This window comes from Clostridium chrysemydis (genome assembly GCF_015234215.1).
In the GTDB taxonomy this organism is placed as follows: Bacteria; Bacillota; Clostridia; order Clostridiales; family Clostridiaceae; genus Clostridium; species Clostridium chrysemydis.
This window is the reverse complement of sequence record NZ_JADEKP010000003.1, coordinates 181,524-207,162: the sequence shown is the minus strand read 5'-3', so window position 1 is coordinate 207,162 and position 25,639 is coordinate 181,524. Positions and strand designations below refer to the sequence as shown.

Annotated in this window: 26 protein-coding genes; 4 read left to right on the top strand and 22 right to left on the bottom strand. The window is 28.6% G+C overall.

Features of this window, described 5'->3' with window-relative positions:
* Positions 1 to 71: 71 nt before the first annotated feature.
* The 7 genes from INR60_RS11035 to INR60_RS11005 all read right to left on the bottom strand — a co-directional run bounded on the left by INR60_RS11035 (position 72) and on the right by INR60_RS11005 (position 7,803).
* On the bottom strand, positions 72 to 869 hold the full coding sequence (locus INR60_RS11035) for an ABC transporter permease subunit (protein ID WP_194191586.1): 798 nt from the start codon (positions 867 to 869) through the stop codon (positions 72 to 74).
* Positions 862 to 1,752: an ATP-binding cassette domain-containing protein gene (locus INR60_RS11030; RefSeq protein ID WP_194191585.1), complete on the bottom strand. Its 891-nt coding sequence runs from the start codon at positions 1,750 to 1,752 to the stop codon at positions 862 to 864. Before INR60_RS11030 ends, INR60_RS11035 begins: the two co-directional genes overlap by 8 nt.
* Positions 1,749 to 2,369, bottom strand: a complete 621-nt coding sequence (locus INR60_RS11025) for a TetR/AcrR family transcriptional regulator (protein ID WP_194191584.1) — start codon at positions 2,367 to 2,369, stop codon at positions 1,749 to 1,751. Before INR60_RS11025 ends, INR60_RS11030 begins: the two co-directional genes overlap by 4 nt.
* Before the next feature lie 123 nt (positions 2,370 to 2,492).
* Positions 2,493 to 3,470: a catalase family protein gene (locus INR60_RS11020; RefSeq protein ID WP_194191583.1), complete on the bottom strand. Its 978-nt coding sequence runs from the start codon at positions 3,468 to 3,470 to the stop codon at positions 2,493 to 2,495.
* A gap of 75 nt (positions 3,471 to 3,545) precedes the next feature.
* The gene (locus INR60_RS17710) at positions 3,546 to 4,268 is read right to left on the bottom strand and encodes a helix-turn-helix domain-containing protein (protein WP_238480436.1); all 723 of its coding nucleotides are present in this window, start codon (positions 4,266 to 4,268) and stop codon (positions 3,546 to 3,548) included.
* Positions 4,269 to 4,319: 51 nt separating this feature from the next.
* The gene (locus tag INR60_RS11010; RefSeq protein WP_194191582.1) at positions 4,320 to 6,959 is read right to left on the bottom strand and encodes a calcium-translocating P-type ATPase, PMCA-type; all 2,640 of its coding nucleotides are present in this window, start codon (positions 6,957 to 6,959) and stop codon (positions 4,320 to 4,322) included.
* Positions 6,960 to 7,257: 298 nt separating this feature from the next.
* A complete protein-coding gene (locus tag INR60_RS11005) occupies positions 7,258 to 7,803 on the bottom strand; it encodes a nucleotidyltransferase (protein ID WP_194191581.1) in 546 nt (181 codons plus the stop codon).
* A gap of 273 nt (positions 7,804 to 8,076) precedes the next feature.
* Here INR60_RS11005 and INR60_RS11000 point away from each other — a divergent pair, with 273 nt between their 5' ends.
* Positions 8,077 to 8,238, top strand: a complete 162-nt coding sequence (locus INR60_RS11000) for a hypothetical protein (protein WP_194191645.1) — start codon at positions 8,077 to 8,079, stop codon at positions 8,236 to 8,238.
* Positions 8,239 to 8,419: 181 nt separating this feature from the next.
* Here INR60_RS11000 and INR60_RS10995 read toward each other — a convergent pair whose 3' ends face one another.
* The 8 genes from INR60_RS10995 to INR60_RS10960 form a co-directional block, all read right to left on the bottom strand.
* On the bottom strand, positions 8,420 to 9,067 hold the full coding sequence (locus INR60_RS10995) for a hypothetical protein (RefSeq protein ID WP_194191580.1): 648 nt from the start codon (positions 9,065 to 9,067) through the stop codon (positions 8,420 to 8,422).
* Positions 9,068 to 9,272: 205 nt separating this feature from the next.
* A complete protein-coding gene (locus INR60_RS10990; RefSeq protein ID WP_194191579.1) occupies positions 9,273 to 9,875 on the bottom strand; it encodes a DUF1349 domain-containing protein in 603 nt (200 codons plus the stop codon).
* Between the two features lie 132 nt (positions 9,876 to 10,007).
* Positions 10,008 to 10,628 carry a nucleotidyltransferase domain-containing protein gene (locus INR60_RS10985; protein ID WP_194191578.1) on the bottom strand — a complete coding sequence of 207 codons (621 nt, stop codon included), beginning with the start codon at positions 10,626 to 10,628 and terminating at the stop codon, positions 10,008 to 10,010.
* Between the two features lie 83 nt (positions 10,629 to 10,711).
* Positions 10,712 to 11,188: a hypothetical protein gene (locus tag INR60_RS10980; RefSeq protein ID WP_194191577.1), complete on the bottom strand. Its 477-nt coding sequence runs from the start codon at positions 11,186 to 11,188 to the stop codon at positions 10,712 to 10,714.
* 260 nt (positions 11,189 to 11,448) lie between these two features.
* Complete coding sequence (locus tag INR60_RS10975; protein ID WP_194191576.1) at positions 11,449 to 11,928, bottom strand: NUDIX hydrolase; 480 nt, start codon at positions 11,926 to 11,928, stop codon at positions 11,449 to 11,451.
* Positions 11,929 to 11,965: 37 nt separating this feature from the next.
* Positions 11,966 to 12,499 carry a DUF1697 domain-containing protein gene (locus INR60_RS10970; protein WP_194191575.1) on the bottom strand — a complete coding sequence of 178 codons (534 nt, stop codon included), beginning with the start codon at positions 12,497 to 12,499 and terminating at the stop codon, positions 11,966 to 11,968.
* Positions 12,500 to 12,598: 99 nt separating this feature from the next.
* Positions 12,599 to 13,126 carry an NUDIX hydrolase gene (locus tag INR60_RS10965; RefSeq protein WP_194191574.1) on the bottom strand — a complete coding sequence of 176 codons (528 nt, stop codon included), beginning with the start codon at positions 13,124 to 13,126 and terminating at the stop codon, positions 12,599 to 12,601.
* Positions 13,127 to 13,201: 75 nt separating this feature from the next.
* Entirely contained in the window at positions 13,202 to 13,711 is a 510-nt protein-coding gene (locus INR60_RS10960) for a ClbS/DfsB family four-helix bundle protein (RefSeq protein ID WP_194191573.1), read from the bottom strand.
* Between the two features lie 212 nt (positions 13,712 to 13,923).
* Between INR60_RS10960 and INR60_RS10955 the strand changes: the two genes are divergently transcribed.
* Both INR60_RS10955 and INR60_RS10950 read left to right on the top strand, forming a co-directional pair.
* Complete coding sequence (locus INR60_RS10955; protein WP_194191572.1) at positions 13,924 to 15,156, top strand: peptidase U32 family protein; 1,233 nt, start codon at positions 13,924 to 13,926, stop codon at positions 15,154 to 15,156.
* A gap of 270 nt (positions 15,157 to 15,426) precedes the next feature.
* Positions 15,427 to 15,588, top strand: a complete 162-nt coding sequence (locus INR60_RS10950) for a hypothetical protein (protein ID WP_194191644.1) — start codon at positions 15,427 to 15,429, stop codon at positions 15,586 to 15,588.
* Positions 15,589 to 15,873: 285 nt separating this feature from the next.
* Here the strand turns inward: INR60_RS10950 and INR60_RS10945 are convergent, their stop codons facing one another.
* The 7 genes from INR60_RS10945 to INR60_RS10915 all read right to left on the bottom strand — a co-directional run bounded on the left by INR60_RS10945 (position 15,874) and on the right by INR60_RS10915 (position 23,274).
* Complete coding sequence (locus tag INR60_RS10945) at positions 15,874 to 16,836, bottom strand: alpha/beta fold hydrolase (RefSeq protein ID WP_194191571.1); 963 nt, start codon at positions 16,834 to 16,836, stop codon at positions 15,874 to 15,876.
* A 271-nt stretch (positions 16,837 to 17,107) separates the two neighbouring features.
* Positions 17,108 to 17,548 carry a GyrI-like domain-containing protein gene (locus INR60_RS10940; RefSeq protein WP_194191570.1) on the bottom strand — a complete coding sequence of 147 codons (441 nt, stop codon included), beginning with the start codon at positions 17,546 to 17,548 and terminating at the stop codon, positions 17,108 to 17,110.
* A gap of 66 nt (positions 17,549 to 17,614) precedes the next feature.
* Positions 17,615 to 18,517, bottom strand: coding sequence for a helix-turn-helix transcriptional regulator (locus INR60_RS10935; protein WP_194191569.1), 903 nt, complete (start codon positions 18,515 to 18,517; stop codon positions 17,615 to 17,617).
* Between the two features lie 287 nt (positions 18,518 to 18,804).
* A complete protein-coding gene (locus tag INR60_RS10930; protein ID WP_194191568.1) occupies positions 18,805 to 20,763 on the bottom strand; it encodes an FtsX-like permease family protein in 1,959 nt (652 codons plus the stop codon).
* Positions 20,756 to 21,523 carry an ABC transporter ATP-binding protein gene (locus tag INR60_RS10925; RefSeq protein WP_194191567.1) on the bottom strand — a complete coding sequence of 256 codons (768 nt, stop codon included), beginning with the start codon at positions 21,521 to 21,523 and terminating at the stop codon, positions 20,756 to 20,758. Before INR60_RS10925 ends, INR60_RS10930 begins: the two co-directional genes overlap by 8 nt.
* Positions 21,524 to 21,612: 89 nt before the next feature.
* Positions 21,613 to 22,602, bottom strand: a complete 990-nt coding sequence (locus tag INR60_RS10920; RefSeq protein ID WP_194191566.1) for a sensor histidine kinase — start codon at positions 22,600 to 22,602, stop codon at positions 21,613 to 21,615.
* Entirely contained in the window at positions 22,603 to 23,274 is a 672-nt protein-coding gene (locus INR60_RS10915) for a response regulator transcription factor (protein ID WP_194191565.1), read from the bottom strand.
* 127 nt (positions 23,275 to 23,401) lie between these two features.
* Here INR60_RS10915 and INR60_RS10910 point away from each other — a divergent pair, with 127 nt between their 5' ends.
* Complete coding sequence (locus INR60_RS10910) at positions 23,402 to 25,471, top strand: sigma 54-interacting transcriptional regulator (protein WP_194191564.1); 2,070 nt, start codon at positions 23,402 to 23,404, stop codon at positions 25,469 to 25,471.
* The last annotated feature ends 168 nt before the right edge of the window (positions 25,472 to 25,639 follow it).

Genomic DNA, 25,639 nt, shown 5'->3' with positions numbered 1-25,639 from the left:
ATAAATAAACCTTATCATTTAATATCAAATGATAAGGTCTATTTTAAATTAATCTATTATAATAACTCTATCTATAAAGATAAATCTCTCTTTGAAAATATATATATTCCTATTGCGTAAAAAGCTATAGCAACCGCTGCTAGTGCTATTATTTCAGGGGCTATACCTTTTCCAGAAATAATATCTGACGGGTTAAATAAAGTAAATAAGGTAAAATACTTAAGCCATTCAAGCTTGTCACCCATATTAGCTAAAGCTTGTAATAAATAAAACATTATAGGAACCCCTGCACCTATCATAAAATAAAGCTTTGAATTGTTGCTTATACAAGATGCAAAGAAGCATATTCCACTTACTGCAAGTTGAAGAAACCAAAGCACTATATTTAACAAAATAAAGCTTTTAGTATCTAATAAGTTTGGATGCATTATATTGCTTAAAATTATTATTAGTCCTGAAGTGTAGATAAGTAACACTGCGCTAGATACCATCATAAAAACACTTTGAGTTAAAGCTATTTTAGTTCTTTTATTTGGAGTTCCTAATAAGTACGCCATAGACCCTTTATCTACGTAAGATACTATTAGTTTATTTCCAAGGATTATAGTGCAGATTATAGGAAACATAAGGACTATAAATCCGTATAAATAATTTGCAATATACTCAGTAATATTAGTTACTGCAGCTGCCATCCCGAAAGCTTTCATCATCTCTGGCATACTTTTTGCCATTTCTTCAAAAGCACTAGTAGTTGAAGGGTCATACATAAAAACAATACTCGTAGAATAAAGAGTTAGTATAGCTAAAAATATAAATATGATTTTATAATTTGACTTTATTTCTTTCTTAAAAAGAGTTAAACTAATCATTCTCTTTACCTCCGTAAAAATGCATAAATAATTCTTCTAAGCTTTGAGTTTTTACGTCTAAACTCTTTACTTCATACTTACTTAAAATATTTATAAATGCGTTTATATCACCTTTTACATCAACATTTACAACATCATCTTTTATTTCTTCTACCTTTATCTTTTCTTTTGAAAACTCTTTAGCTACTTCTTTGTCCTTAAATTTAATAACATAAGATTTATGTTTAGAATTAGATAAAGTTTTTACATTCTCTATAGCGACAACATACCCGTCTTTTATAATCGCAGTCCTATCGCAAGTCTTTTCGATTTCATCAAAAATATGAGATGACATAAAAATAGTTTTACCCTTAGATTTTTCTTCTAAAATAAGTTCAACGAATTTATTTTGCATTAAAGGGTCAAGCCCACTAGTTGGCTCATCTAAAATTAAAATATCTGGGTTACTCATAAAAGCACAAACAATCCCGATCTTTTGCTTCATCCCCTTAGACATCCTTTTTATCTTACCTTTAGGGTTAAGTTCAAATAACTCTATTAATTCTTCTGCTCTTTTAAAATCCTTTAAGCCTTTCATACCTGCAATAAAATGAATAAATTCCATCCCTGTCATATCATCCATAAAGGCAATTTCTCCTGGAAGATATCCAAGTTTAGTTTGAATCTTGTTACTTTCTTTAAAGCAATCCATCCCATCTATTTTAGAGCTCCCTTTGTTTGATCTTATAAATCCCATTAAGTGCCTTATAGTTGTAGTTTTTCCAGCTCCATTAGGTCCTAAAAAGCCGAAAACCTCACCTTTTTTAATATTAAGATTAACATCAAAAATACCTCGCCTATTTCCATAATCCTTCGTAAGGTCCTTTATTTCAATTACATTCACCTTAAATACTCCTCCTTATAGCTATTTTTTCTAAAAAAGTCTATAATCCCACTAAAATCATCTATAAGTACATCTAAATCCAAATTTCCATCCCTATAGTTTTCTTTCATATATCCTTCTGTGCACCAATTAAGCATTTTATCTAAGTTTTTAATATCTATATCATCTTTAAATTTATACATATCTATATTATTCATAAGTAAATTATTTTTGTAATTAATTAATGATTCATTCTTGCCCTCTATTTCTGATCTAATTTCATCATCTTCCTCATAATAAACTCTTACCATAAAATTAAATAAATATTTATGTTTCTTAAAAATTTCAAACTTACACTTTGCACCTTCTAAATAAAGCTTAAAAAAGTCTTTTTCCTCGAATACTTGAGTTTTTACTGCTTCTTTCATAAGTACTTCTACCCCATACTGATATAAATACAAATATAACTCCTTTTTGTTCTTAAAATAATGAAATATTAAGGATTTTGATATTCCAGCTTCTAGGGCAATTTCTGATATTGGTGATTTTTTATATTTATTTTCAGAAAAGACTCTGTAACCTGCATTTATGATAGTGTTTTGCTTTTCTGTAGGTAAATTAAAAAACTTTTGATTCATTTATATCACCTCTCATTTACCATTTCGGTTAATAAGATTATATTATTATTGACCGTTTTGCAGAAGACCTAAAAATAAAAAAGTTCTAAAATAAATTAATATTTTAAAACTTTTTATATAATCTTATATTGAATTAAAATCGCTGATTGTAGGTTCTAGCATTTTTTCATCGTTTCTAAGGTGTCTGAATTTTGATAACTCCGTATATATCTTCATCCTAGCCCTATTAAATTCTCCTATAGGGGTATGTTCAATTAAAGAATGTCCTACATTAAAAGATAATTTTTCAGCTAATTCATTTCTCCTTTTATCCATAACACTTTGTTTATCTATTATGATTTCAGCGACCTTTATATAAGGAGATATTTTTTTATTCCATACAACTGAAGGGTCGTCTTTCATATTAGGCTTTTTAAATTGGATCTTAAAATCAAATATTATTTTGCCATTATCTAACGCCTTTTGCATATTGTTAGAAAGGTAGGACGCTCCCCCGGCTTTTGGAATCTTGCTTTTAATGTGACTTCTAGGAACAATACTATAGCGAACAACCTTATCTGAAAATTTATAAGCAGTAGTACTGAAATAACTTATATCAAAAGGACTAGTTTGATTTTTAGGAACTAATGAAAGCTTAATTAAATTAGGTAGATTCCCTTTTAAAATATTTTTAACTAAATAAAGAGGTAGTTTGCCGTTATCCCTAGCATAAACTAAATCGTGAAAGGATTTTAAGTTTCTAAAAGGGAAAACCTCATTACTTAAAAGTATAAAATCTTGAGTATATTTTTCGTCTTCTAAAACTTTTTTACCTTTTACTCCTATAAGCTTTATAGCAAAACCCCTAGCGTCTTTTTTATCATCCCCTTCTACTTTAGGCGATGAACTAGAAATCCTTATAAAGCTTTTATAAGATTTAGCTTCTTTAAATAATCCGACTTTAAGCTCTTCTGGTAAGCCCTCCATAACTTTAAATTCTGCTTTTAAAAGCCCTAACGTTTTAGGGTGTGCATCCCTTTTTGTAGTTCCTTTTAAATAATCTTTTTCCATATCCTTTTTAAGCATAGAAATTAAGGATTCTATATAATATTCTTCAGTCATTTAATTACCTCCAAAACTAACAGTTAAGAGTAGTATATGCAAAAAATAACTTTTTACCTTAATTTAGATTAAAATCTATTTCTTATTATTTTTTCTTAAAAAATAATTGTTAGCCCACTCTGTATAAGTAGTAGGAGTCCAACTTACCTTTTCCTTCGCCTTATCTTTTGTAACTGCCATTACTAGATATTTATCTAAAGACAGCTCCTTCTCTACTTTTAGGATATGAAGACCGTCTCTTTCCGCCAAACCATCTTCTATTATCTTGTGAGCATCAAAATATAACCTTACACCAGGGTTGTATTCCATATTTCCATCAGTACAAACATACCCTAATTGCCTTGAATTTACTACTAACTCCCCACAACCATTTAAAATATCTAACATAATATAATCTGAGTAATCCTTTGGTTCTAGATAGTGTTTTAAACCAATCTCACTTATTTCTTTTCCAAGCTTTCTTAACTCATTTGGAGAATATAAAAAATTACTTTCTTTAATTAACTTATAAGCTTCTTCGGTTGTGCTGTGAACAAGCCACCTAGGATCCTTTTCTCTAATTTTATTTTTGTTAGATTCTAATTTTCTTTTTATATTTTTGTATGACTTTATTATTACGTTCCTATTATATTTGCTTTCATAGTTTATAAAATCATTTATCCTTTCGTAATCTACATCTAACTTAGTTGACTGCGCTATACCAAGTTTTGTTGCTATCTCTTTATCTGTTAACCCTTGAGCCATTAACTTTATCACTTCTCTATGAATATCAGAGATCCCTATAAAATCTGAGTTCATATTTAATAAATAGTAGCCTCACATGCAATTTGGAGGCTACTATTTTTAGGTCTATTTTGAAGTTTTTCTTATTATAAGTTTAATTATTTCAGAAACTAAAATAATTGATGCAGCTACTGCTACAATTTTGATCCACATTACTAAAGGAAGTGCTACAGTATTAAAAAGTGCCCCTCCAAATTGCGTTATTAATAGTTGCAAGCAAAATGTTAAAGAAAATACTCCAAGCATAAGCTTATTGTTTCCTAGATTTTTAAATATACTTGTGCTTGTTAACTCACGGCTATTAAAGGCATTAAATAATTGGAAAACTACAAACAATGTAAATAAAACTGTTGAAGCCTCAGCTTCACTAGCTCCCATAAAGTTAAATATATTTTGTCCTAAGAAAATAATTGATATATATACTCCGTTTATAACTATCCTTCTTAGCATATCCTTTGTAACTATGTTAGCTTCTCTTTTTGTTGGTTCTCTATTCATTAAATCATCTCTTATTGGCTCTAAGCCTAGTGTAAGAGCTGGAGGACCATCCATTATGATATTTATCCATAAAAGCTGAAGTGCTGTAAATGGAGATTTAAACCCAGCTAATATTGAAAATAACACAACTATTACAGAAGATAAATTAACTGTTAGCTGAAATTGGATAAATCTTTGGAAGTTTTGATAAATTCCTCTGCCCCACTGAACAGCTTTTACTATTGTTGAAAATGAGTCGTTTAATAATACTATATCGCTTGCTTCTTTTGAAACTTCTGTTCCTGATATTCCCATAGCTATTCCTACGTCTGCATTTTTAATAGCTGGAGCATCATTAATCCCGTCACCTGTTACTGCAACTACATCTCCAAGGCTTTTTAAAATCTTTACAACCCTCATCTTTATAGAAGGTGTACTACGAGCGATTACACGGATTTTAGGGATTATTTTAGCTAATTCTTTATCGTCTAAATCTTCTAAATCTTTTGCTTCAACTGCAATATGATTTTCGTCTAATAATTCTAATTCATTTGCAATAGCTGTTGCTGTTATAATATTATCTCCTGTAAGTATTTTTGTATCTATACCAGCATTTCTGCATTTATTAATAGATTCATAAACATCCTCTCTTAACGGGTCTGATATAGCTACAAATCCATCAAATATCATATTATTTTCAATGATTTCTCTCTTTTCTTCAAAATCACAATTTATATCTAAAGTTTTGTGTGCAAATGCTATTACTCTATAAGCCTTTTCTTGATATTTTGCAATTTCTTCTTCAATATTTTTTAATTCATTATTATCTATATTACAAAGTGAAATTATTTTTTCAGGACTCCCCTTTGTATAAGCTAATAAGTTTTCATCATTTACTATAGTTGTCATATTTTTAGTATCTGATGAGAAAGGGAATACGTGTAGTATATCTGACTCTTCACGAACCTTTTGATAGTCTATATTAGACTTCTTTAAAGCTACTAACAAAGCACACTCTGTAGGATTTCCGATAAACTTAGATTCATTATCATCAAAATTTAAATCTGCATTACTATTTAAAGCAAAATTATTTATAACATTAGAAGAGTTTATTTCATTAGGTTTAAGGCTACTTCCATTTATATAAATTTCTTTTACTGTCATCTTATTTTCTGTAAGAGTACCTGTTTTGTCTGAACAAATTACATTTATACAACCTATAGTTTCACAAGCAATCATCTTCTTTACTAAAGCATTTTGCTTAGACATCTTTATAATATTTATAGATAAAGAAACTGCAACGATTGTAGGTAACCCTTCTGGAACTGCTGCTACTATTAAGACTATACTTGTTATAAACGCTTCTGAAATTGTTTCAAAAGAAGCTGTACCATTAATAATAAAAATAATAACTTGAACTATAAAAACTATTAAAGCGGCTAAAGTTCCAAGGATTGTTATAAATTTTCCTAAATTCGCTAACTTTTCTTGTAGTGGCGTAGTTGATTTTTCTGATATTGATAATTCAGTTGCGATTTTACCAAACTCAGTATTTTCACCAACACCAGTTACTATCATCTTTCCGCTACCACCTGTAACAAATCCGCCTGAATAAAGCATATTTATTCTATCTGCAACAGGAGTTTTTTCTTTATCTAAAACTATTTCAGCATTCTTTTTTACAGGCATGCTCTCCCCTGTTAATGCTGATTCATCTACCATAAGTGATGTACTACTTATAAGTCTTCCATCAGCTGGCAACTTATCACCAGTTTCAATAACGACTATATCACCTACTACTATCTCTACTTGAGGTATAAGTAAAACCTCATCTTTTCTTATAACCTTAACTAAAGTATCATTATTGATTTTACTTAAAGCTTCAAAAGCCTTAGCACTTTTCCCTTCCATAATTACAGTGATAATAACAGATAGAGAGATAGCCATAAATATACCAAAGCATTCTAAATAATCTGCTTCTCCCCCTGTTAAACCTCTACTCACATTAACACCAAGTGCAATTAAGCCTGCCACAATAAGCATTATAATCATAGGCTCTTTTGCTGAATTAATAATTCTTCTAAGTACTGACTCTTGTTCTTTTTTAGGTAACTCATTTACCCCAAACTTTTCTCTACTTACTCTAACTCCTTCAGGGGTTAGTCCTTCCTTTTCATCTGATTTAAGTTCTTTAATAACTAAATCCTTTTCTTTCATAAAAGCTTTCATAGATTCCCTCCAACTTAATTTTAATAAATAAAAAACCCATGCATAGAGATTAACTACACATGGGCTTTATCTAAAAAAATAAAAAAAGACGCACGTATAGCACTTTTGCTATACATGAGTCTCGTTGTTTAATACAAAGCCAGACTATAAATAGTTAGTATGTTGACTTTGTAACATATTTCTACGCCAACTACTCCCTCACGAGAATATTATTTATAAATTATATTCTAATAATTATATCTCCTTAAGTCAAGAACTAAAATTTTAAGGCTTAAATTTTTAGATTTCTTTAATCTAATTATCCTAACATTGCCTGAACCTTTCTTCTTACATTTGCTTCTAAACATCCCTCTAAAGATCTTTCTAAAAGCATTGGTCTTTTAACTCCATTTAACTTTAAGTAATTTTCTATCATTTCTACTTTAGCTTGTCTTTTAGGAATCAATTGATAAATAACATACCAATCCTCTAAAGAAGTGAATGGTATACTAACTCCATTTATGATTTGAAATTCCGAAATAGATTTTTCATCAAATATATATCTAAAAGTTCCATTATTATGATTAACTGCAAAGCCTGACATAACATCAATATCAATCCCGTTTATCACATATTCATAAAAATACTCTGTTGAATATGTTGAAGTCTTTTCCCATTTTTTCTTTTCACCAATACTTTTTAAAATTTCATCAGCCTTTTCAATATCATCCAAACTTATAAAAATGTCTATATCATTAGGTTTATCAATAAATCCAAACCTATTTAAAAGTATAGAAGCTCCAACTCCCCATAGTATCCCTTCATCGTTTAATTTTTTCCCTATATAACTTAAAGTGTTAAACATTTAATATAACCTCCCCTATCTTTTGTTGTTACCTTTTAAATTCATTATTTCATTATAAAAAAGTAATTACTATAACTATTTAAATTTACTTTAAAGAATTATGTAAAAAATTAAATTTCCATTTTATTCTTATATTTATATTTTAGATAATTATGGTATAATTTAAAAGTAGAGATTAAGAATTCCGTAATGGATGGGTACGGGGGTTTTGAACGTTTTATCTCCCAGGACTATTGGTGAATACCTCATCATAGTCAGGGGGTGGTATTGGATATGCTAGAATTGATTATAAAAAGCTTCGTAGCTGTTTATATTATTAGATTAGTTTTAAAACATAATCTTTTTATTTCTAAATTAATTATCAAGATTAAATTTCTTGGAATTCATATAGAACTTAACGGCAAAGAGAAAAAGCACCCATCCCGCAAAGAATAGTGTGCTTTACTCTTAATTAAATTTATTTAATTCATTCAATAGCCCTAAAACAAAATAAATGTTCTAAGGATTGCTTAGTGTTCTCAGCACTAAGCTTTCTTATTTATATTATATCAAATTTTCTTGAAAAATAAACATAAATAAGCTTTAATTTTTATTTTGAATTTTTAATACTTGATATTTAAAGTGTCATCTTCCATAAAGACCCGTCAGGCATCCTTCTAAAATATCCCTTGCTTCTCTCTATTATTTCAAAAGTTTCTATATCCCTAATAATTATTTCTTCTCGATAATCCGGATCTTCAATCCACTTTGAAGCAAATAGTTTTCCATCCCCTTTAAATTCTACTGTCTCATTATTTTCTAACTGAATATGCATTTTTTTAGGCCATATAAAATCTATAGCATCTCCTAACAAATCATGCTTAACTAGAGCAAATGGTGATGTAATTAATCTTACATTTATCATATCACCTAAATCTGAAAATGGAATTTCAGTTAAAACTTCTGTACTTTCAAGTTCTGGATTAAAAACAATTAACTCTATAACCTCTTTATTAAAATCATACTTTATTATTCCAAAGGACTTACTCAAAATATCATACACTGGTCTTTCTAATAACACATTCTTTTCCTGTTTGATTGGCTCTAAAATTTTGCCTTTAGGATATTCAATCAAAATTAATCTCGTTCCTTGGTAATCATTTTTAAATTCCTTAACCTCATATGCTTCAGAGCACTTAGATAATACTGAATAGTACCACGATTCTGATTCATCGACTCTTACTAAATACATATTTTCAACACCATTAAACTCTTTAATTCTCATAACCCCTACACCTCAATATAGATTTCTTACTTTAACTTATAATTTAGATTAGGATTTATTATACCATATATTGTAAATAGAAACCTTTAATATTATCGTTTTTTATATAAGTAAATAAAAATAGTAGCCTATATTCTTTAAAGGCTACTATTTTTAGCTCTATTATTAATTTTATCTTATTATAAAAATCCAATTTTTAATATCCTTAATCAGGAGTTTGTCCGTTGTGAGCTAACCATTTACATTCAGTTATTTCCATATTAGTAAATGTTGCTTTAAAAGATGAGTCCTCTGGGCTGCAAGCATAAATACCAAATTGAATAGCATCTGCTCCTTTACTCATATGACATATACGCATCTGATTGTAATTTATTCCGTCAACAGAACATTCTATACAATAATCATCTTCCCTACGGTTAAATCTATACCACATAGATTTAATAGATGCATCTATTGAAGTAGTTGCCCAATCTGAATATCCGTTATTAGTGACAACACTTCCTAAATGCTGAAAATCTTCATTCTCATATTCAATAGAAGCTTTAAGCCAATTCTCACTATCTAAATACATAACTATTCCACATTGATCGAAGCGGTGTTTACTCTCAAACTCAGTCTTTACTATAAAAGAAAAGTATTTATCACTAGTCTCCATTTGAAGCACAGGTGCATTATCATTTCTAAAATGATAGTATGTTCTTTGCCATAAATCTGTATGTGGTTTTGTAATAATTTCTATTTTATCTTTGTTTATAGAATAGCTTTTAGGTTCCCTTATCCATTTTAAATTTTTGATATCAAAGTTCATCTCTTTATCTCCTTGTAACCTATTTAATCCTTTTTATTAAGGTTAATTAACTCTAATTATACTATGTTATCTAGATACTCTAAATTGTGTAATCTTACAATATATAATCTTTTCAAATTTATTTATAATTTTCTATAGCTTATCTTTAAAAGTATATTTTAAATACTCCACCCAATCCTCTAAAGATTTAGAATCAATATTTCTTAATGCTTTACTATAAGAATCAAATGCGTCTTTATTAGTCTTTTCTAATTTTAATAAGCTCTTTTTAGGACCGTAATAATATTCATCACAAAGAATGAAATAAATCTCAAGACTATCAACTAAAAGCCAGTGCCATCTAAAATAGCCTTCTATATTATCCCTTTTAGAACGTAGAAGCATTTTTTCGCACCATTCTAACTGATGTTCCTTTTCTTCTTTAGACTTTTTAGTTGTATTTTTGATTAATTCACAAACCTTATCTTGAAGATCTTTACCTACTCCATTTTTATCAATTATTATTTCTCCATCATGTATTTGCACATAGTCTTCGTAATTAATATTATCTTTAAACGATGTATTATAAATAAAAATATCTAGCTGTACTCCATTAACAATACTTCCATCATGAAAATTTAAATCTTTATCTGTAATTACAAGTGCATCAAAATCACTGTTTTCATTATTAGAACCGTCAGCATAAGATCCATACAAAATTACTGTATGTGGCTCATATTTATCGATTATATGATCCATTATTATATTTTTCATTTTAAATCTCCTATTTCTATATTTCACCCTAAAGAATAACTTTTATGTAATCTTAATTTATCAATAAAAATATATTACACTCCTTATAAACTCTTATTTTCATTTCTTGCTATAAGATAACTAAATAAAGCTAACAAAGCTATATATATTGGAACTATTACGTATGAAAGCTCCCATAAATCATACCCTACTAAAGTAATAATAATGCATTGAAATGGTAATGTTGTATATATTGCTATAAATGTTAGTATTGGAAATAAACCAGCATCTGGGGTACTTCCTATAGAAACAAAGATATCAATATTTATAAGTATAAAAATAAGAAAAAACATAATTATTCCTAAAAACAATAGTATAGACTTATATTTTACTTTAAATAATTTTATTAAGGCTAAAAATAAAACTGTAAAAAATACTACAACCCATAAATAATTTTTTAACTCACTTTTTATATAGCCATATTTAACAATAAATTGAGCTAGTATCATAGTAGCTATAGTAGAAATCACATATATAACTGTTATTTTAAAAGAATCGCTTCTATTATCTAATTTTTTCATTTATTCCTCTTTTCTAAATACATATTTTCAACACCATTAAACTCCTTAATTCTCATAACCCTTATACCTCTATCTAGATTTTTTATTACTTAAAACTCTCCTTCATGCTCTTTGAAGAAATAATATCTTTTTTTACATTAAAACTATTAATCTATTAACTAATAATTATGAGAATAAAAATCTAAAATTGGTACTCCTTTGGATATTAAATAATTCTCCTATACAAATTATTTTTATCATTTAATAGTTTATAAATTTATCTATCTTCCATCTGTAATAATATGTTCTACATAGCCTTTTATATTGGATAATTTATCATTAAAAAATGTAGGAAATGCCTTATAGTCTGATAATTTTTCTATAGGTAACCAACGCATATACTCTCTATAGCCACCTGAATAACTATTACTATTCAGTTTTTGCGACCCCCTTGGCTTCATCAAATAATAAAAAGCAATTTCATGACAGTTATACCCCTCAAGACTTCCACTTCCATTAAAGAAATTCTCATGAATAAATGCTAATCTATCAATTTCATAATGCACCCCGGTTTCTTCAAAAACCTCTCTTAAAACAGCATCCTCAGCCTTTTCACCTATATGAACTCCGCCTCCAACTGGATAGTAATAATCATCCCTATCATTTTTAGCAAATAATACAGAGCCGTCTTCAATAATTATCGCAACTGCTTTATACCTGAACCACCCGTTTTCTTTCGTAAATCCGCAATCATATTCCATATTTTATCCTCCTTCAAAATCACCCTAATTCCCTTTGCTAGCTCATCATCCCATATAACTTTTGAATTACATTTAACTTTCTTGTTGTTAACGTAATTCCTAGCTTCTTTTCTAAGAAATTATTATTTAGCTTTTTCTTTTTAGAGTCCCTAGGTAGATACATATAAAAACAATTACTACCTAAGTTTAAAATTTCTCCTTCAAAGACTATATCCTGAACTTCTTTAAGCTTTTCACTATTTATCTCATCGTTAGTAAAAGCTAAATGAATCCTTGAAAAATCATAATCTTCTTTAAACTTATTTTCTTTAATTGCTATCTCTAGCTCATTTTTAGTTTTTATTATTATTTTTAAATCTGCACCTATCTTATCTAAAATAACCTTATGTATCTTATTTTTTGTTTCTTCGTCTGACAGATTTGTTTTTAAAATCACGTTCCCACTTTGAATATAAGTCCTCACGTCTTTAAACCCTACTTCTTCTAATACGGTAGCTAATTCTGACATCTTCGGTATTTTATTTTTCCCTGTAGGCATTACACCCCTTAATAAAACTACAACTTCCTTCATACTTATCTTTAAAGAGAGGTTCTCCTCCCCTTCCCCCTATACTTTTATTAATTATAATAAACCTAATTTTATAAATGCATGACCATTATAAATAAAAATTTACCACTTACTTAAAGCTCTTAATAAGAAAATATAATGATTTTTGTATGGTACAAGCATATCTGATTCTGTTTCTACCATCTCCTTAAATTTCTCAAGTGAAACATAAGATACATCTTTCACTTCATTATCAGAAAAAGAGCAATCCTCTAAAAGAATATCCTTTCTATAAAGGAAAACATCATCTATTTCATTTTCAATATATCCATCAAGCTCTCCATACTCTCGACAGGTAAATAGAAACTTTAGTTTATCTAATTCTAAGTTAATGCCAAGCTCCTCTTTCCCTTCTCGTATAGCTGCCTCTATAGAAGTTTCACCAGATTTAATATGTCCTGAAAAAGAAATATCCTTCATATTTTTTAATATACCTTTATCATTTCTAGTTTGTAGCAATATCTCATCTTTAGAATTTATTATCCAAACGCAAACACCTTTATGAATAGCTCCTCTTTTATGAGCTTCATATTTTTCTAAAATACCACCAGTTTTTTGACCTATCTCGTCATATATATCTATCATTTCCATATGAGATACTACCTCCATAACAATTCCTTTTTATATAATTACTAATAAAATATTCTTCTTTTAATTATCTTATATTTATTGTAGTTTTTTCCACTTTCTTATCTTTGATCTAAATGACTTAAATGGAGCAACAGTATTTATGTGAACCCATTTCCATATAGCCCAATTAGCAGGAGTAGATGATGCCCACCTTCTACCCCCTTGCTCAAATAATTCAACATCTGTATAGCTGTTAATTAATTCTATGATTTCAGATACTTTATTTGTAAACTTATTACTTAATTCACTAAGAGTATAGTTATCATATTCCTTATAAAAACTATCATATAATGATCCAAGGTTGTTCCATTTATAACCTTCAGTTGGCGTCATAACATCATATCCTTCATTTTCTTGTTTTTCCCAATCAAGAATAAGATTCATCCACCCTAATTGATAAGCAATCATTTGAGAAGGTGTTCTATCAACCCCTTCAATCAATTCATCTTTATCTTTTTCACTAACGCTATCAAATTCTTCAATAAACAATTTTGCACGAGTTGAAATTTCTAAAATCAATTCTTCTCTATTTTTATATTCTATCAAACTAATCCCTCACTTCTAATTTATCTTTTAGATAACATTCTTTTGCACATACTTTCCATAACTTCCGATTCTTATTAGTTCTATTATACTAAATTAAAGTTTTAAATTTATGATATTATCATTTAATAAGTACATAAAACTAGATTTTTTTCTTTAAGATATATATAATTTATGTAGTAAAATTAAAAGAGATAAACATAAGGATGGTATATATGATTATGAAATATAAAAAACCAGAGCTTTTAGCACCAGCTGGTAATCTACAAAAATTAAAAATAGCTTTTAAATATGGAGCAGATGCAGTTTATTTTGGTGGAAAAGACTTTTCACTAAGAGCAGCAGCTCAAAACTTTAGCTTTGAAGATATGAAAGAAGGAGCAGAACTTGCTCACAGCCTTGGTAAAAAGATGTATTGTACAGTAAATATTATGCCAAGAAGCGAAGAGATTGATAGACTTCCAGAGTTCTTTAAAAAACTTGAAGAAGCTAATATTGATGCAGTTTTAGTATCAGACCTTGGAGTTTTTTCAGTAGTTAAAAAGCACACAAACTTACCAATACATATAAGTACTCAAGCAAATACAGTTAACTATGCCGCAGTTAATATGTGGGGCGAAATGGGAGCTGAAAGAGTTGTTTTAGGAAGAGAGTGTTCTTTAGAAGAAATTAAAACTATAAGAAATAATATTCCAGAAGATTTAGAACTTGAAGTATTTGTTCACGGAGCTATGTGTATGTCTTATTCAGGAAGATGTTTACTATCAAGCTATATGACAGGAAGAGATTCAAACAGAGGGACTTGCGCTCAATCTTGCAGATGGAAATATTCTTTAGTAGAAGAAAAAAGACAAGGTCAGTACTTCCCAATAGAAGAAGATTCAAGAGGAACATACATAATGAACTCTAAGGATTTATGTATGATAGATTATATGCCTGAACTTTTAAATGCTGGCATATCTTCACTTAAAATAGAAGGTAGAAACAAGAGTGAATACTATGTTGCTATAGTAGTAAATGCTTATAGAAAAGCTATAGATTTATACTATGAAGGCCCTGAAAACTACAAACTACCTAAAGAAGTAAGAGATGAATTATTCAAAGTAAGCCACAGAGAATACAACACAGGTTTCTTCTTTAGCGAACCAAAGGAAGATAGCATAATATATCACACAAACGATCACGTAAAAGAATGGGATATGGTTGCAATAGTCCTAGATTACAACGAAGAAACAGGTATGGCACTATGCAAGCAAAGAAATAAATTTATCCAAGGAGATAAGCTAGAGATCTTATCACCAAACTGTTTTGATGAATCATTCACAGCTGATGAAATCTATAATGAAGCTTATGAAAAGGTAACTGAATGTCAACACCCTGGAATGATCTTCTCAATTAAGGTTCCTTTTAAAGTAGAAAAGGATAGTTTCTTAAGAAAAGAATTATAAGATATGAAGAAAGCTTAGTTTTTACACTAAGCTTTTTTATATATAGTAATTTCCTATATTTTTTTAATCCTCACACATAATTATATTCTATTATTTAAAACCAAAAATTTATTTTCCATTTTATTCTTATGTATGTTCTCTACATAATTATGGTATAATTTTAAGGTAGAATTTAAGAATTCCGTAGTGGATGGCTACGGGGGTTTTGAACGTTTTATCCCCCTAGGACTATTGGTGATATTTCATCATAGTTAGGGGGTGGTATTGGACATGCTAGAATTGACTATAAAAAGCTTTGTTGCTATTTATATTATTAGATTAGTTTTAAAACATAATCTTTTTATTTCTAAATTAATTATCAAGATTAAATTTCTTGGAATTCATATAGAACTTAATGGCAAAGAGAAAAAGCACCCATCCGACAAAGATTAGTGTGCTTTACTCTTAATTAAATATTTTTTTAATTTATCCAATAGCCCTAAAACAAAATAATGTTCTAAGGATTGGCTTAGTGTTAGCGCACTAAGCTTTTCTTATTTCTATTATACCAAATTTCTATAAAAAATAAACCTATTAAAATTTTCTATTTTTTATTATAAATTTAATTCATGTTCTATTATTATGATTGATTCTTCATTTTCACTATTGATTTTTTATATAAAATTTATTTTTTAAATTAAGGGTGTCTAGAATATAGTCACTTTCCTCATTTAATTACTATTTATTTATATCTATTCTAGTATCTAAGAGTTCATTTAATTCATTAATTACTAATTGAGTATGGCTTAAATGAACATAATGAGTTGATTCTGGAACATATACACGTTTTGAATCATTTGATAAAGATAGGATGTCTTTAACTTGTTTATTTCTCATTTCATTCCATGCTTCTAATTGTATTGGATCACTTCCAACAGTAGTTATTGGATCTGATTCAATAAAAGTTATAGGTATATTTCTTAAAGCATTGTTGTCATCATAAACTTGTGATTGACTTACTAAAATATCATCAATATTTCCGTCTGTATTAGTAAATGATGCTAAAAATGGATCTATCATCTCAGGCAGGTAATTTTTGAAGAATTCCAAATTCTCTCCTAATTGATTTCTACCTGATGCATCTACAAACAATATACCTGCTAACTCATCCCCATGCATCTTAGCAAATTCTATCGCTGTATATCCCCCTAAAGAATGCGCTACTATAACATAAGGTGCTGGTAACTTTTTTTTCTTTAATAGCTCATATAAATTCATCGCCTTATCCCTAGCTGTCTTAGTAGTTCCATTATAACCATATTGATTAATATCAATCTTTTTACCCATTAGTGCATCAATCTTGTCTTTTTCAGACATTACAATGTTTCCAGTGTCCGAACTATTTTTAACGCCTGCTCTATCGTATGCAATAGTATTAGCTTTCTTTGAAATGTTATCTTGTATTGCTTGCCAGTTAGAAACCATAGATTCAGTAGAATAATCAAATGTTTCAGTTCCATCACAATAACCACTTTCAAATACTACTGTATAATTTCCTTCTCCTTTTACTTCAGAATATAAATTAATCCCATTTCCTATTTGAGTTAAATCACCTTCTGATGCATTAGCAACAGTTCCAACGCACAATAAATTAAATAATAAAATTATACCTAAAATTATTGACATAGTTTTATTTTTCATCAAATCCCACCTTTTGTAAATATTTTCCAATCAATTGTAACATAAATAATTTTAGCAATCTATCATTATATCTCTAAATTTCTTATTATTTTGCTTACCCACCAGATATTATCCCAGAATTTAAACATTCTTTAAAAGAAAATAGCTAGTAAACCCATCTCCTAAAAGTCCTACTAGCTATTTCAAAAAATCTATTAAATTCTACTCTACAATCTTGTAAAAACCCTTGTTATGGATGGGAATGCGAAAGCTATATTGTATCTCTTAATTATTACTTCAATGAAATATAAATATCAATTTTAGCATTATTGAAATCTGAATTTAAATATTCTTCAAAATCTGCTTCATAGCTTCTGTCTAAATCCATTTGCCAAATTTCATTCCAAGCTTCTGCAACTACTTTTTCCATATGCCCTTCTATAGAAAACTTAGCATATTTTCCTGCAGGAATTTTCTTTATTGTAAGTCCTTCATTTTCAGCCTTACATACCTCATTTCCAGCTGTAACTAAATATTTGTTATCTTCATAATCTGAATAAAGTCCTATTGCATATTCATTTGCCTTATTCTTTATTGTTTCGTTAATACCACCTTGATATAATTTTTCCCAAAGTCCTCCAATGATTTTCCCCATATTAGGATCATCATTACTTGTAACCGCACTAACTCCTACCAAGGTTTTTCCCTTTAAATTAACAATTTCATACTTCATATATATAACCTCCATATCTTTGATAAGGTTATTATACTCGTCTTAATATGACAACTTAATGTCATATTAAGAATAATTTAAAAGCATTTTTTCAATTTTATTTTTTATTTCTTTTCTTATTTCTTTTGGCTCTAAAGCTGTACATTCTTCTCCAAAAGAAGCTATATAACTAAAAAGCCATTCTCCTTTTGGATATTCAATAGTAACAATAAAACTACCATCATCTAGCTTCTTAAAATCTTGAAATTCATCATATACCCTATATGCCATTTTAGGATAAATTCTCATTTTTAAAGTAACAAATTCATCCTTAAAAATATTATCTTCCTTCATTATATTTTTTGGTACTTTAATATTAAAACTCTCTTTTAAAATACATAAATCCTTTATTCTTCTTAATTTAAAAAATCTATAATCATTTCGTATTTTACAATGTCCATACATATACCAACTTTGACCTTTGAAATATAATTTTAATGGACATACTTCCCTACTAATATTTTCACCTTTACCACTGCTATAATCAAACTTCACTACTTTTTTATTTAATATTGCAGATTTAAGATTATTAAAGGTTTCTTTTTCCCTTTCTGCATTTCCCCAATTTGAAAAATCAACTTCTATCCAATCAGTATCATTTTCACCTAATATATTATTTAATTTTCTAAGAACCTTTTCAGTCTCTGTATCGCTAAAACTTACAGCATTAACTGCTCTTATAGATGATAATATTTCTGATTTTTCTTCTTCTGTTAATATGGCTTTATTTAATATAAAGTCTGGTAATATAGATATACCTCCACCTTTTCCTTTACTCATATATACTGGAATTCCTGCTGTTGATAGTGTTTCAATATCTCTATAAATAGTTCTTTGTGATACTTCAAATCTTTGTGCTAACTCTTTTGCAGTTATAATATTCCGTTCTAAAAGAATATATATAATTTCAAATAATCTATTTACTTGCATAATTATTTTCCCCTTTGTTATACATATATCTTATAATTAATCGTACTGTTTTCCTATTTAACAAATTTGTTTATGATTAATATTACCATATTTTTTAAATTAACCATTACTTATTATGTGGTATTTTTACGTATAAAAATAGCCTTAGGCAAGTTATATAAATGCCTAAGGCTAAAAACCTCATTTACTTATGATACGGTTCCTAGTTGATTATCCTAAAACAAAATAGCTAGTAAAACCGCCTCTCCTAAAAGTCCCACTAGCTATTTCAAAAAATCTATTAAATTCTACTCTACAATCTTGTAATAAATCTTAGCCGTTACAAGATAAACTGCTCCATAGCAAAGAGCAAATACAAGGCAAGTTACCCCTGTGTATACTGCATAAAGCTTTGCGTTTGTGAAGTTTAAAGCTTCTAAAAGCCTTGTTATAGAAGGAAATGCGAAAGCTATATTTACTATTGCAAAGGCTAATGGCATAAAGAATACCGTTAAAACCTGACTGTTTATAGTAGCTTTAATCTCCCTTTTACTTAAGCCTACCTTTTGCATTATATTGTATCTTTCCTTATCGTCGTAACCTTCAGATAATTGTTTATAATACATTATCAAAATAGTTGCCATTATAAATAAAGTTCCTAAGAATATTCCTAAGAAGAATAACCCTCCAAATATAGAGTAAAAGTCTGCTCTTTCCCTATCTGCTAATTCTGTTTTTATTTTATATTTGTCTTGTACTCCCTTAAGTTCTTTATTTATCTCATCATAAACCTTACCGTTTAAATCTTTATTATTTAAATCAAATCCGTAATAATACTCTTCATTACTATTTTTCAATAACTCCTTAAAAGTATTATCGTCTTTAACTACTATATAATCTGTATTAAAAATACTTGCTGTGTTCATTCCATTTGGAACACATTCCTTTAGTTTTTCTTTTATATTAAAAGTTTTTCCATCGATACTAAAAGAATCTTTATTATATTTTTCTCTATTTGAATACATCAAAACTTCGTTATCTTTTAAAGTTTTATTTTCTTTCATGACTTTATTATAATCTTCTAAAGTTATTGGAATTACTGTGCTTACGTCTCCATTTGCTATAAAAGTTACTCCATCATTTACTATAAATTTATCTCCTTCTTTAGAAAGGATCCCTGTTTTCATTTTGTAAGAAGCTAAATCTACTGCACTTACTTTATTTTCTTCTAAAATCTTGTCTACAGTTTTGTTTACATCTTCTATAGACTTATCTGAAGCTTTGTTTAAAGTTATAGTTATTTCTTTAGGATATCTAGACTTTATTATATCTTCACTTCCTACGTAAAGTGCTACTGTAGACGATACTACTACTAAAACTGATGTTGATAATATGCAGATATTAGCTAGTCCGAAAGCACTTTGTTTCATCCTATACATCATAGTAGAAACTGAAATAAAATGATTAGTTTTATAATAATAATTTTTATTTTTTCTAAGGATTTTAAGTAAAGTTATAGACCCTGATGTAAATAAGCAATACACCCCGATACAAACAAATAAAACTGCTACAAAAAATAAGTTTACTACTGCTAATTTATTAGTTGTAGTTACTGAAATATAATAGCCTATAGAAAGTGATATAAGCCCTATTATAGTTATTATCCATTTGTTTTTAGGCTCTCTTTCTCCAACGCTTTTTCCTTTTATTAATTCTATAGGTTTTGATCTATAAATCTGAATTATCGTAGTTGTAAGTACTAATGTAAACACTATTGCAAACAAAATTACTGTCCCGATTAATGCTATACTAGAAAACTCAAATCCCATCTGTACTTCAAACTTTAAAAGCTTTAAAAGAAGTAAAAACATTAATTTATTTAATAATAATCCTAAAAGGATCCCTGTAACTAAACTTCCTAAAGATACATATAAGTTTTCAAATAATACTATCCTAGCTATATGCCTTTTTTCCATTCCTAAAATATTAAATAATCCAAACTCTTTTTTTCTTTGTTTTATTAAAAAGCTATTTGCATAAAAAATAAATACAGCTGATAAAATCCCGATTATAACTACTCCAAAGCTCATTAAACTGATTATTCCTGTAGCCCCTGGTAGCTTTTTCATCCCAGGGTTATTAGCTAGTTCAAATATAACGTAAAACATAGCTATAGTTACAATGCAAGTTAAAATATAAGGGATATAAAGCCTTGAATTTTTCTTTATATTAGTTAATGCAAGTTTTGGATAAAGTGAGCTATTCATTAGTCTCACCACCTGTTGCAATTATCGTTAATGTATCTGTTATCTTTTGATACATCTCTTCGTTTGTCATATCCCCTTTATAGATTTGGTGGAAAACCTCACCATCTTTTATAAATAAAACTCTTTTAGCGTGGCTAGCTGCAGCTGTACTGTGGGTAACCATCAAAATAGTTTGACCTTCTTCATTTATTTCATTAAACATCTTAAGTAAGCTGTTTGCTGACTTAGAATCAAGTGCCCCTGTAGGTTCGTCTGCTAAAACCAGCTTTGGATTTGTAATTAAAGCTCTAGAAACTGCCGCTCTTTGCTTTTGCCCTCCTGATACTTCATAAGGATATTTTTCTAAGATATCTTCAATCAAAAGCTTTTTAGCTATAGGCTTAAGCTTTTCATTCATCTCTTTATACTTTTCTCCTGATAAAACTAAAGGTAAAAATATATTATCTTTAATAGAAAAAGTATCTAAAAGATTAAAATCTTGAAAGACGAATCCTAAATTCTTACGTCTAAACTCAGCTAATCCTTTTTCCTTTATCTTTGTTATATCTTCTCCATTTAACAAAACACTACCGCTTGTAGGTTTATCAAGTGCTGCTAATATATTTAAAAGTGTAGTTTTTCCTGAACCTGACTCACCCATAATAGCTAAATACTCTCCTTCTTCTACAGAAAAAGATACGCTACTTAAAGCTTGTACTTTATTTCCTCCAAGTAATGTTTGATATATTTTTTTAAGGTTTTTTACTTCTAAAATCTTCATCTTTGTTTCCCCCTTAACTCTGTTAACCTTAGTATAACAAGCTAAAGTTTCCCCCTCCATCGATTTACCTTACAATGTAAAGCTAAACCTTACATCTGTGTAAGGTTTATTGTTTCTAAGTTTATTTTTACTCTAGTGAATTTTAAAACTTCTGATTCTATCTCTATTTTGTGTGATAGTTTTTTTAGAATATTGTTGCATAAATAAAGACCTAGCCCTGTAGATTTCTTATCGCTTCTTCCGTTAAAGCCTGTAAATCCCTTTTCAAAAACTCTAGGTAAGTCAGACTTTTCAATTCCAATCCCATTATCTTCTATAACTAAAGTTTTCCCTATGTTATAAATAGAGATTTTTCCACCTTCTTTAGTGTATTTTATAGCATTTGATATGACTTGCTCTATAACAAAAAGAAGCCACTTTTCATCAGTTACTATATTTAAGTTTAATGGTTCATAATTAAGGCTTATCCTTTTCCCTATAAAAAGCCTTGAATACTTTCTAACAGCTTGTTTTACTATATCATCTAAAGAATATTCCTTTAAAACTAAATCAGAAGACATCTCATCTAGCCTAAGGTAACTTAAAACCATATTTACATACTGCTCTATCTTAAAAACTTCGTTTGAAATTGCTAGATTATAATCATTTTCTTCTCTTTGAAGTAAAATCTTACTTGCAGCGATTGGAGTTTTTATTTGGTGAGCCCAAAGGGTAAAATAATCTAATATTTCTTCTCTCTCCCTCTCTCCTTTAGCTATTTCACTTGCCTTTTCATTAAAAACTAAACTTATTATATCTTTATAATCTTCTTCTATTAAAGACTTACTCTCTTCTAAATTTTCTATAGAAATTACTCCATTATCTAATATATTTTTTAATCTATAATGCTTATTTTTATATTTTATAAAGCCTATTATAAGTGAAATAATAACCGCTACAGAAAATAAAACTAACCCGTAAAATATAGGTTCAAGTGGCAAGTTATAAAGGAAAAACACTATTAAATATATAATGGTAAGAGATAGCACTCCCCCTAAAAACTTAAGATTATCTTTTAAATAATTAAATATAAGCTTCATCTATTCCACCACATATCCTATTCCTTTTTTAGTTAAAATAAAATCATCTAAGCCTATATCTTTTAGCTTTTTTCTTATTCTAGTAACATTTACAGTTAAGGTGTTATCATCTATGTAATTATCGCTCTCCCAAAGCTTAGTCATTATATTACACCTTGAAACTATCTTTCCTTTATTCTCTAAAAGAATCTCTAAAATCTTAAATTCATTTTTCGATAATTCTAGTCTTTCCCCATTATAATTTAAAGAAGCATCACTTAAATTCAAGATAACTCCTCTATGTTCTATAAGATTATTTTGAACTGCAAAATCATAAGTCCTTCTTAAAAGTGCTTGAACCTTTGCAGTTACTATATTTAAATCAAAAGGTTTAGATATAAAATCATCAGCCCCTTGCGTTATAGCTAATAATATATTCATATTGTCAGAAGTAGAAGAAATAAATATTATAGGCACTTTAGAAATTTTTCTAATTTCACTGCACCAATGATACCCGTTATAAAAAGGCAAAGATATATCTAAAAGTACAATTTGAGGATCAAACTCTACAAACTCCTTTAAAACATCATTAAAGTTTTCTACAGCTAAAGTTTCATACCCCCAAGTTTTCATATGATTACAAAGTTCTGTGCTTATAACTAAATCATCTTCTACTATAAGTATTTTGTGCATAAATCTAACTCCTATCTAAAATTTACTATTTTACCCTCATTATACTATATATTTCTATTAGCCCAATTTTCTATTTTCTACTATAATAAAATTATGCTTAATTTAAACTACTTAAGGAGGAAATTTTATGATACAGATTAAATCTATCATAAACCACGAAAAAGGACTTCACGCCCGTGTTGTGGCTATGGTTGTCATAAAAGCAAATGAGATTAATAAAAAATATAACTGCAATTTATATATAAAATATAAAGATAGAGAAAAGATTCTTGCAACTAGCTTAATGCCTTTAGTTCTTTTAAAGGTTAAAAAAGGAGAAGAAATTTATCTAACTTGTGATACAGACGATATTAAGCCTTTAAAGGAATTTTCAGAATTTATAGAAGGTGATTTTATTGTAGATGAAACTTCTCAAGAAGAGATAGACGATATAATAACAGATAACAACATAACTTTCGAAGAAGTTTTAAAGAGCACCTCTAACGGTATAATCGTAGTAGATAGCACTGGAGATATAATTCTTACAAACAAATCTGCTGATAATATCTTATCTATAAATTACAAAGATGTCGTCGGCAAAAATGTAAACGATATTTTACCTAAATTCCCTATAAGTTCAGTTTTAAAAGATAAAAAACCTAGACTTGGCACTAAAATTCACCTAAAAGATAAGATGCTTTTAATAAATACTAACGTCATAGAGATAAATAAAGAGCTAAAAGGTGCTGTTTCAATCTTTGAAGATATATCAAATCTTGAGAAAATAAAATCTGAATTATACGAAGTAAAAGAATTAAAAGAAAGACTTCAAATTATAGTTGAAAATGTTCACGATGGTATTTGTCTCTTAGATAAAGATGGCTTTATTACTTATCTAAACAAAGCCTACTTAAAATTAACTGGTGAAAGTGAAGAAAATCTTTTAAATAAAAATATTAAAGACGTCTCAAAAAATGGCCTAAGGCATATGGTCTTAAAAACTGGAAAAGTATCTACAGGTAATATTATTAAAAAGCCAAGCGGAACTGTAGTCGTCGGGTCTGTCACTCCTATAAAATTAGATGGAGAGATCGTTGGAGTTTTATCTATAATTAAAGACCTTTCAGAAGTTCAAATTTTAACTGAGATGGTTAACGAAATCTCAGCAAAGGCAGAATACTTAGAAGGTGAACTTTACAGACGTGAAGAACCAGATAAAGCTTTTTCTAAATTTATAGGGCGAAGCGGGACAACCTTAGATGTACTAGCCCTAGCTAAAAAAGCTGCAAAAACTAATGCTACTGTCTTAATAAGAGGTGAAAGTGGTACAGGTAAAGAGCTTATAGCAGAAGGAATCCACCTTTCTTCTTCAAATAACAAAGGCCCTTTTGTAAGAGTAAACTGCGCAGCTATCCCTGAAAACCTACTTGAAAGTGAACTATTCGGTCACGAAAAAGGCTCTTTTAGCGGAGCTTTCAAAAGAAAATTAGGTAAGTTTGAACTTGCAAACAACGGAACTATCTTTTTAGATGAAATTGGAGAGATGGGAATTAATATGCAAGCTAAAATCCTTAGAGTTATTCAAGAAAGGGAGTTTGGAAGAGTTGGTGGCACAGAGACTATAAAAACTAATATTAGAATAATAGCTGCAACCCACAGAAACCTTGAAGAGATGGTAAAAAACTATGAATTTAGAGAAGACCTTTATTATAGATTAAATGTTATCCCTATAAATATTCCTCCCCTAAGAGAAAGAAAGCAAGATTTAGCCTTTCTTATAGGACATTTTTTAGAGATGTTTACAAAAAATAACTCAAAAGAAATCTTAGGAATAAATAACGACGCTATGGAATGTTTTTTAAATTATAAGTGGCCTGGAAACGTTAGAGAACTTCAAAACCTTTTAGAGCGAATAGTTACCCTTTCAGAAAACGACTATATAACTTTAAAAGATTTACCTATCCACATAAGAAGCGAACTAAACGCCTTCGAAAAAGAAGAAAAAAATAAAATCGAAGAAACAATAACTAATTCAAACGAAGTTTTAACTATGAAAGAATACGAAAAACTAATTATAGAAAAAGCCCTAAAAAAATACGGAAGCTTTAATGCAGCCGGTAAAGCTTTAGGTCTAACTCACAAAACAGTCGCCGCTAAAGCAAGAGCCTTCGGAATAGAAAAAGTAATCCTTTTTAAAGATAAAAATACATTAAATTAAAATTTCTAGATTGATTGTTTTTATCCTCATTTCCAAATTATGTTATAATTTAATCATTAATAATTTGGAGGTTATACTATGCTTAGACACGATTTCTTACTTATAAAATCAGGTTATCATAAAAACGATCCTTATATAGAAACCGTTCTTTCGTTATTTTATGAAAAT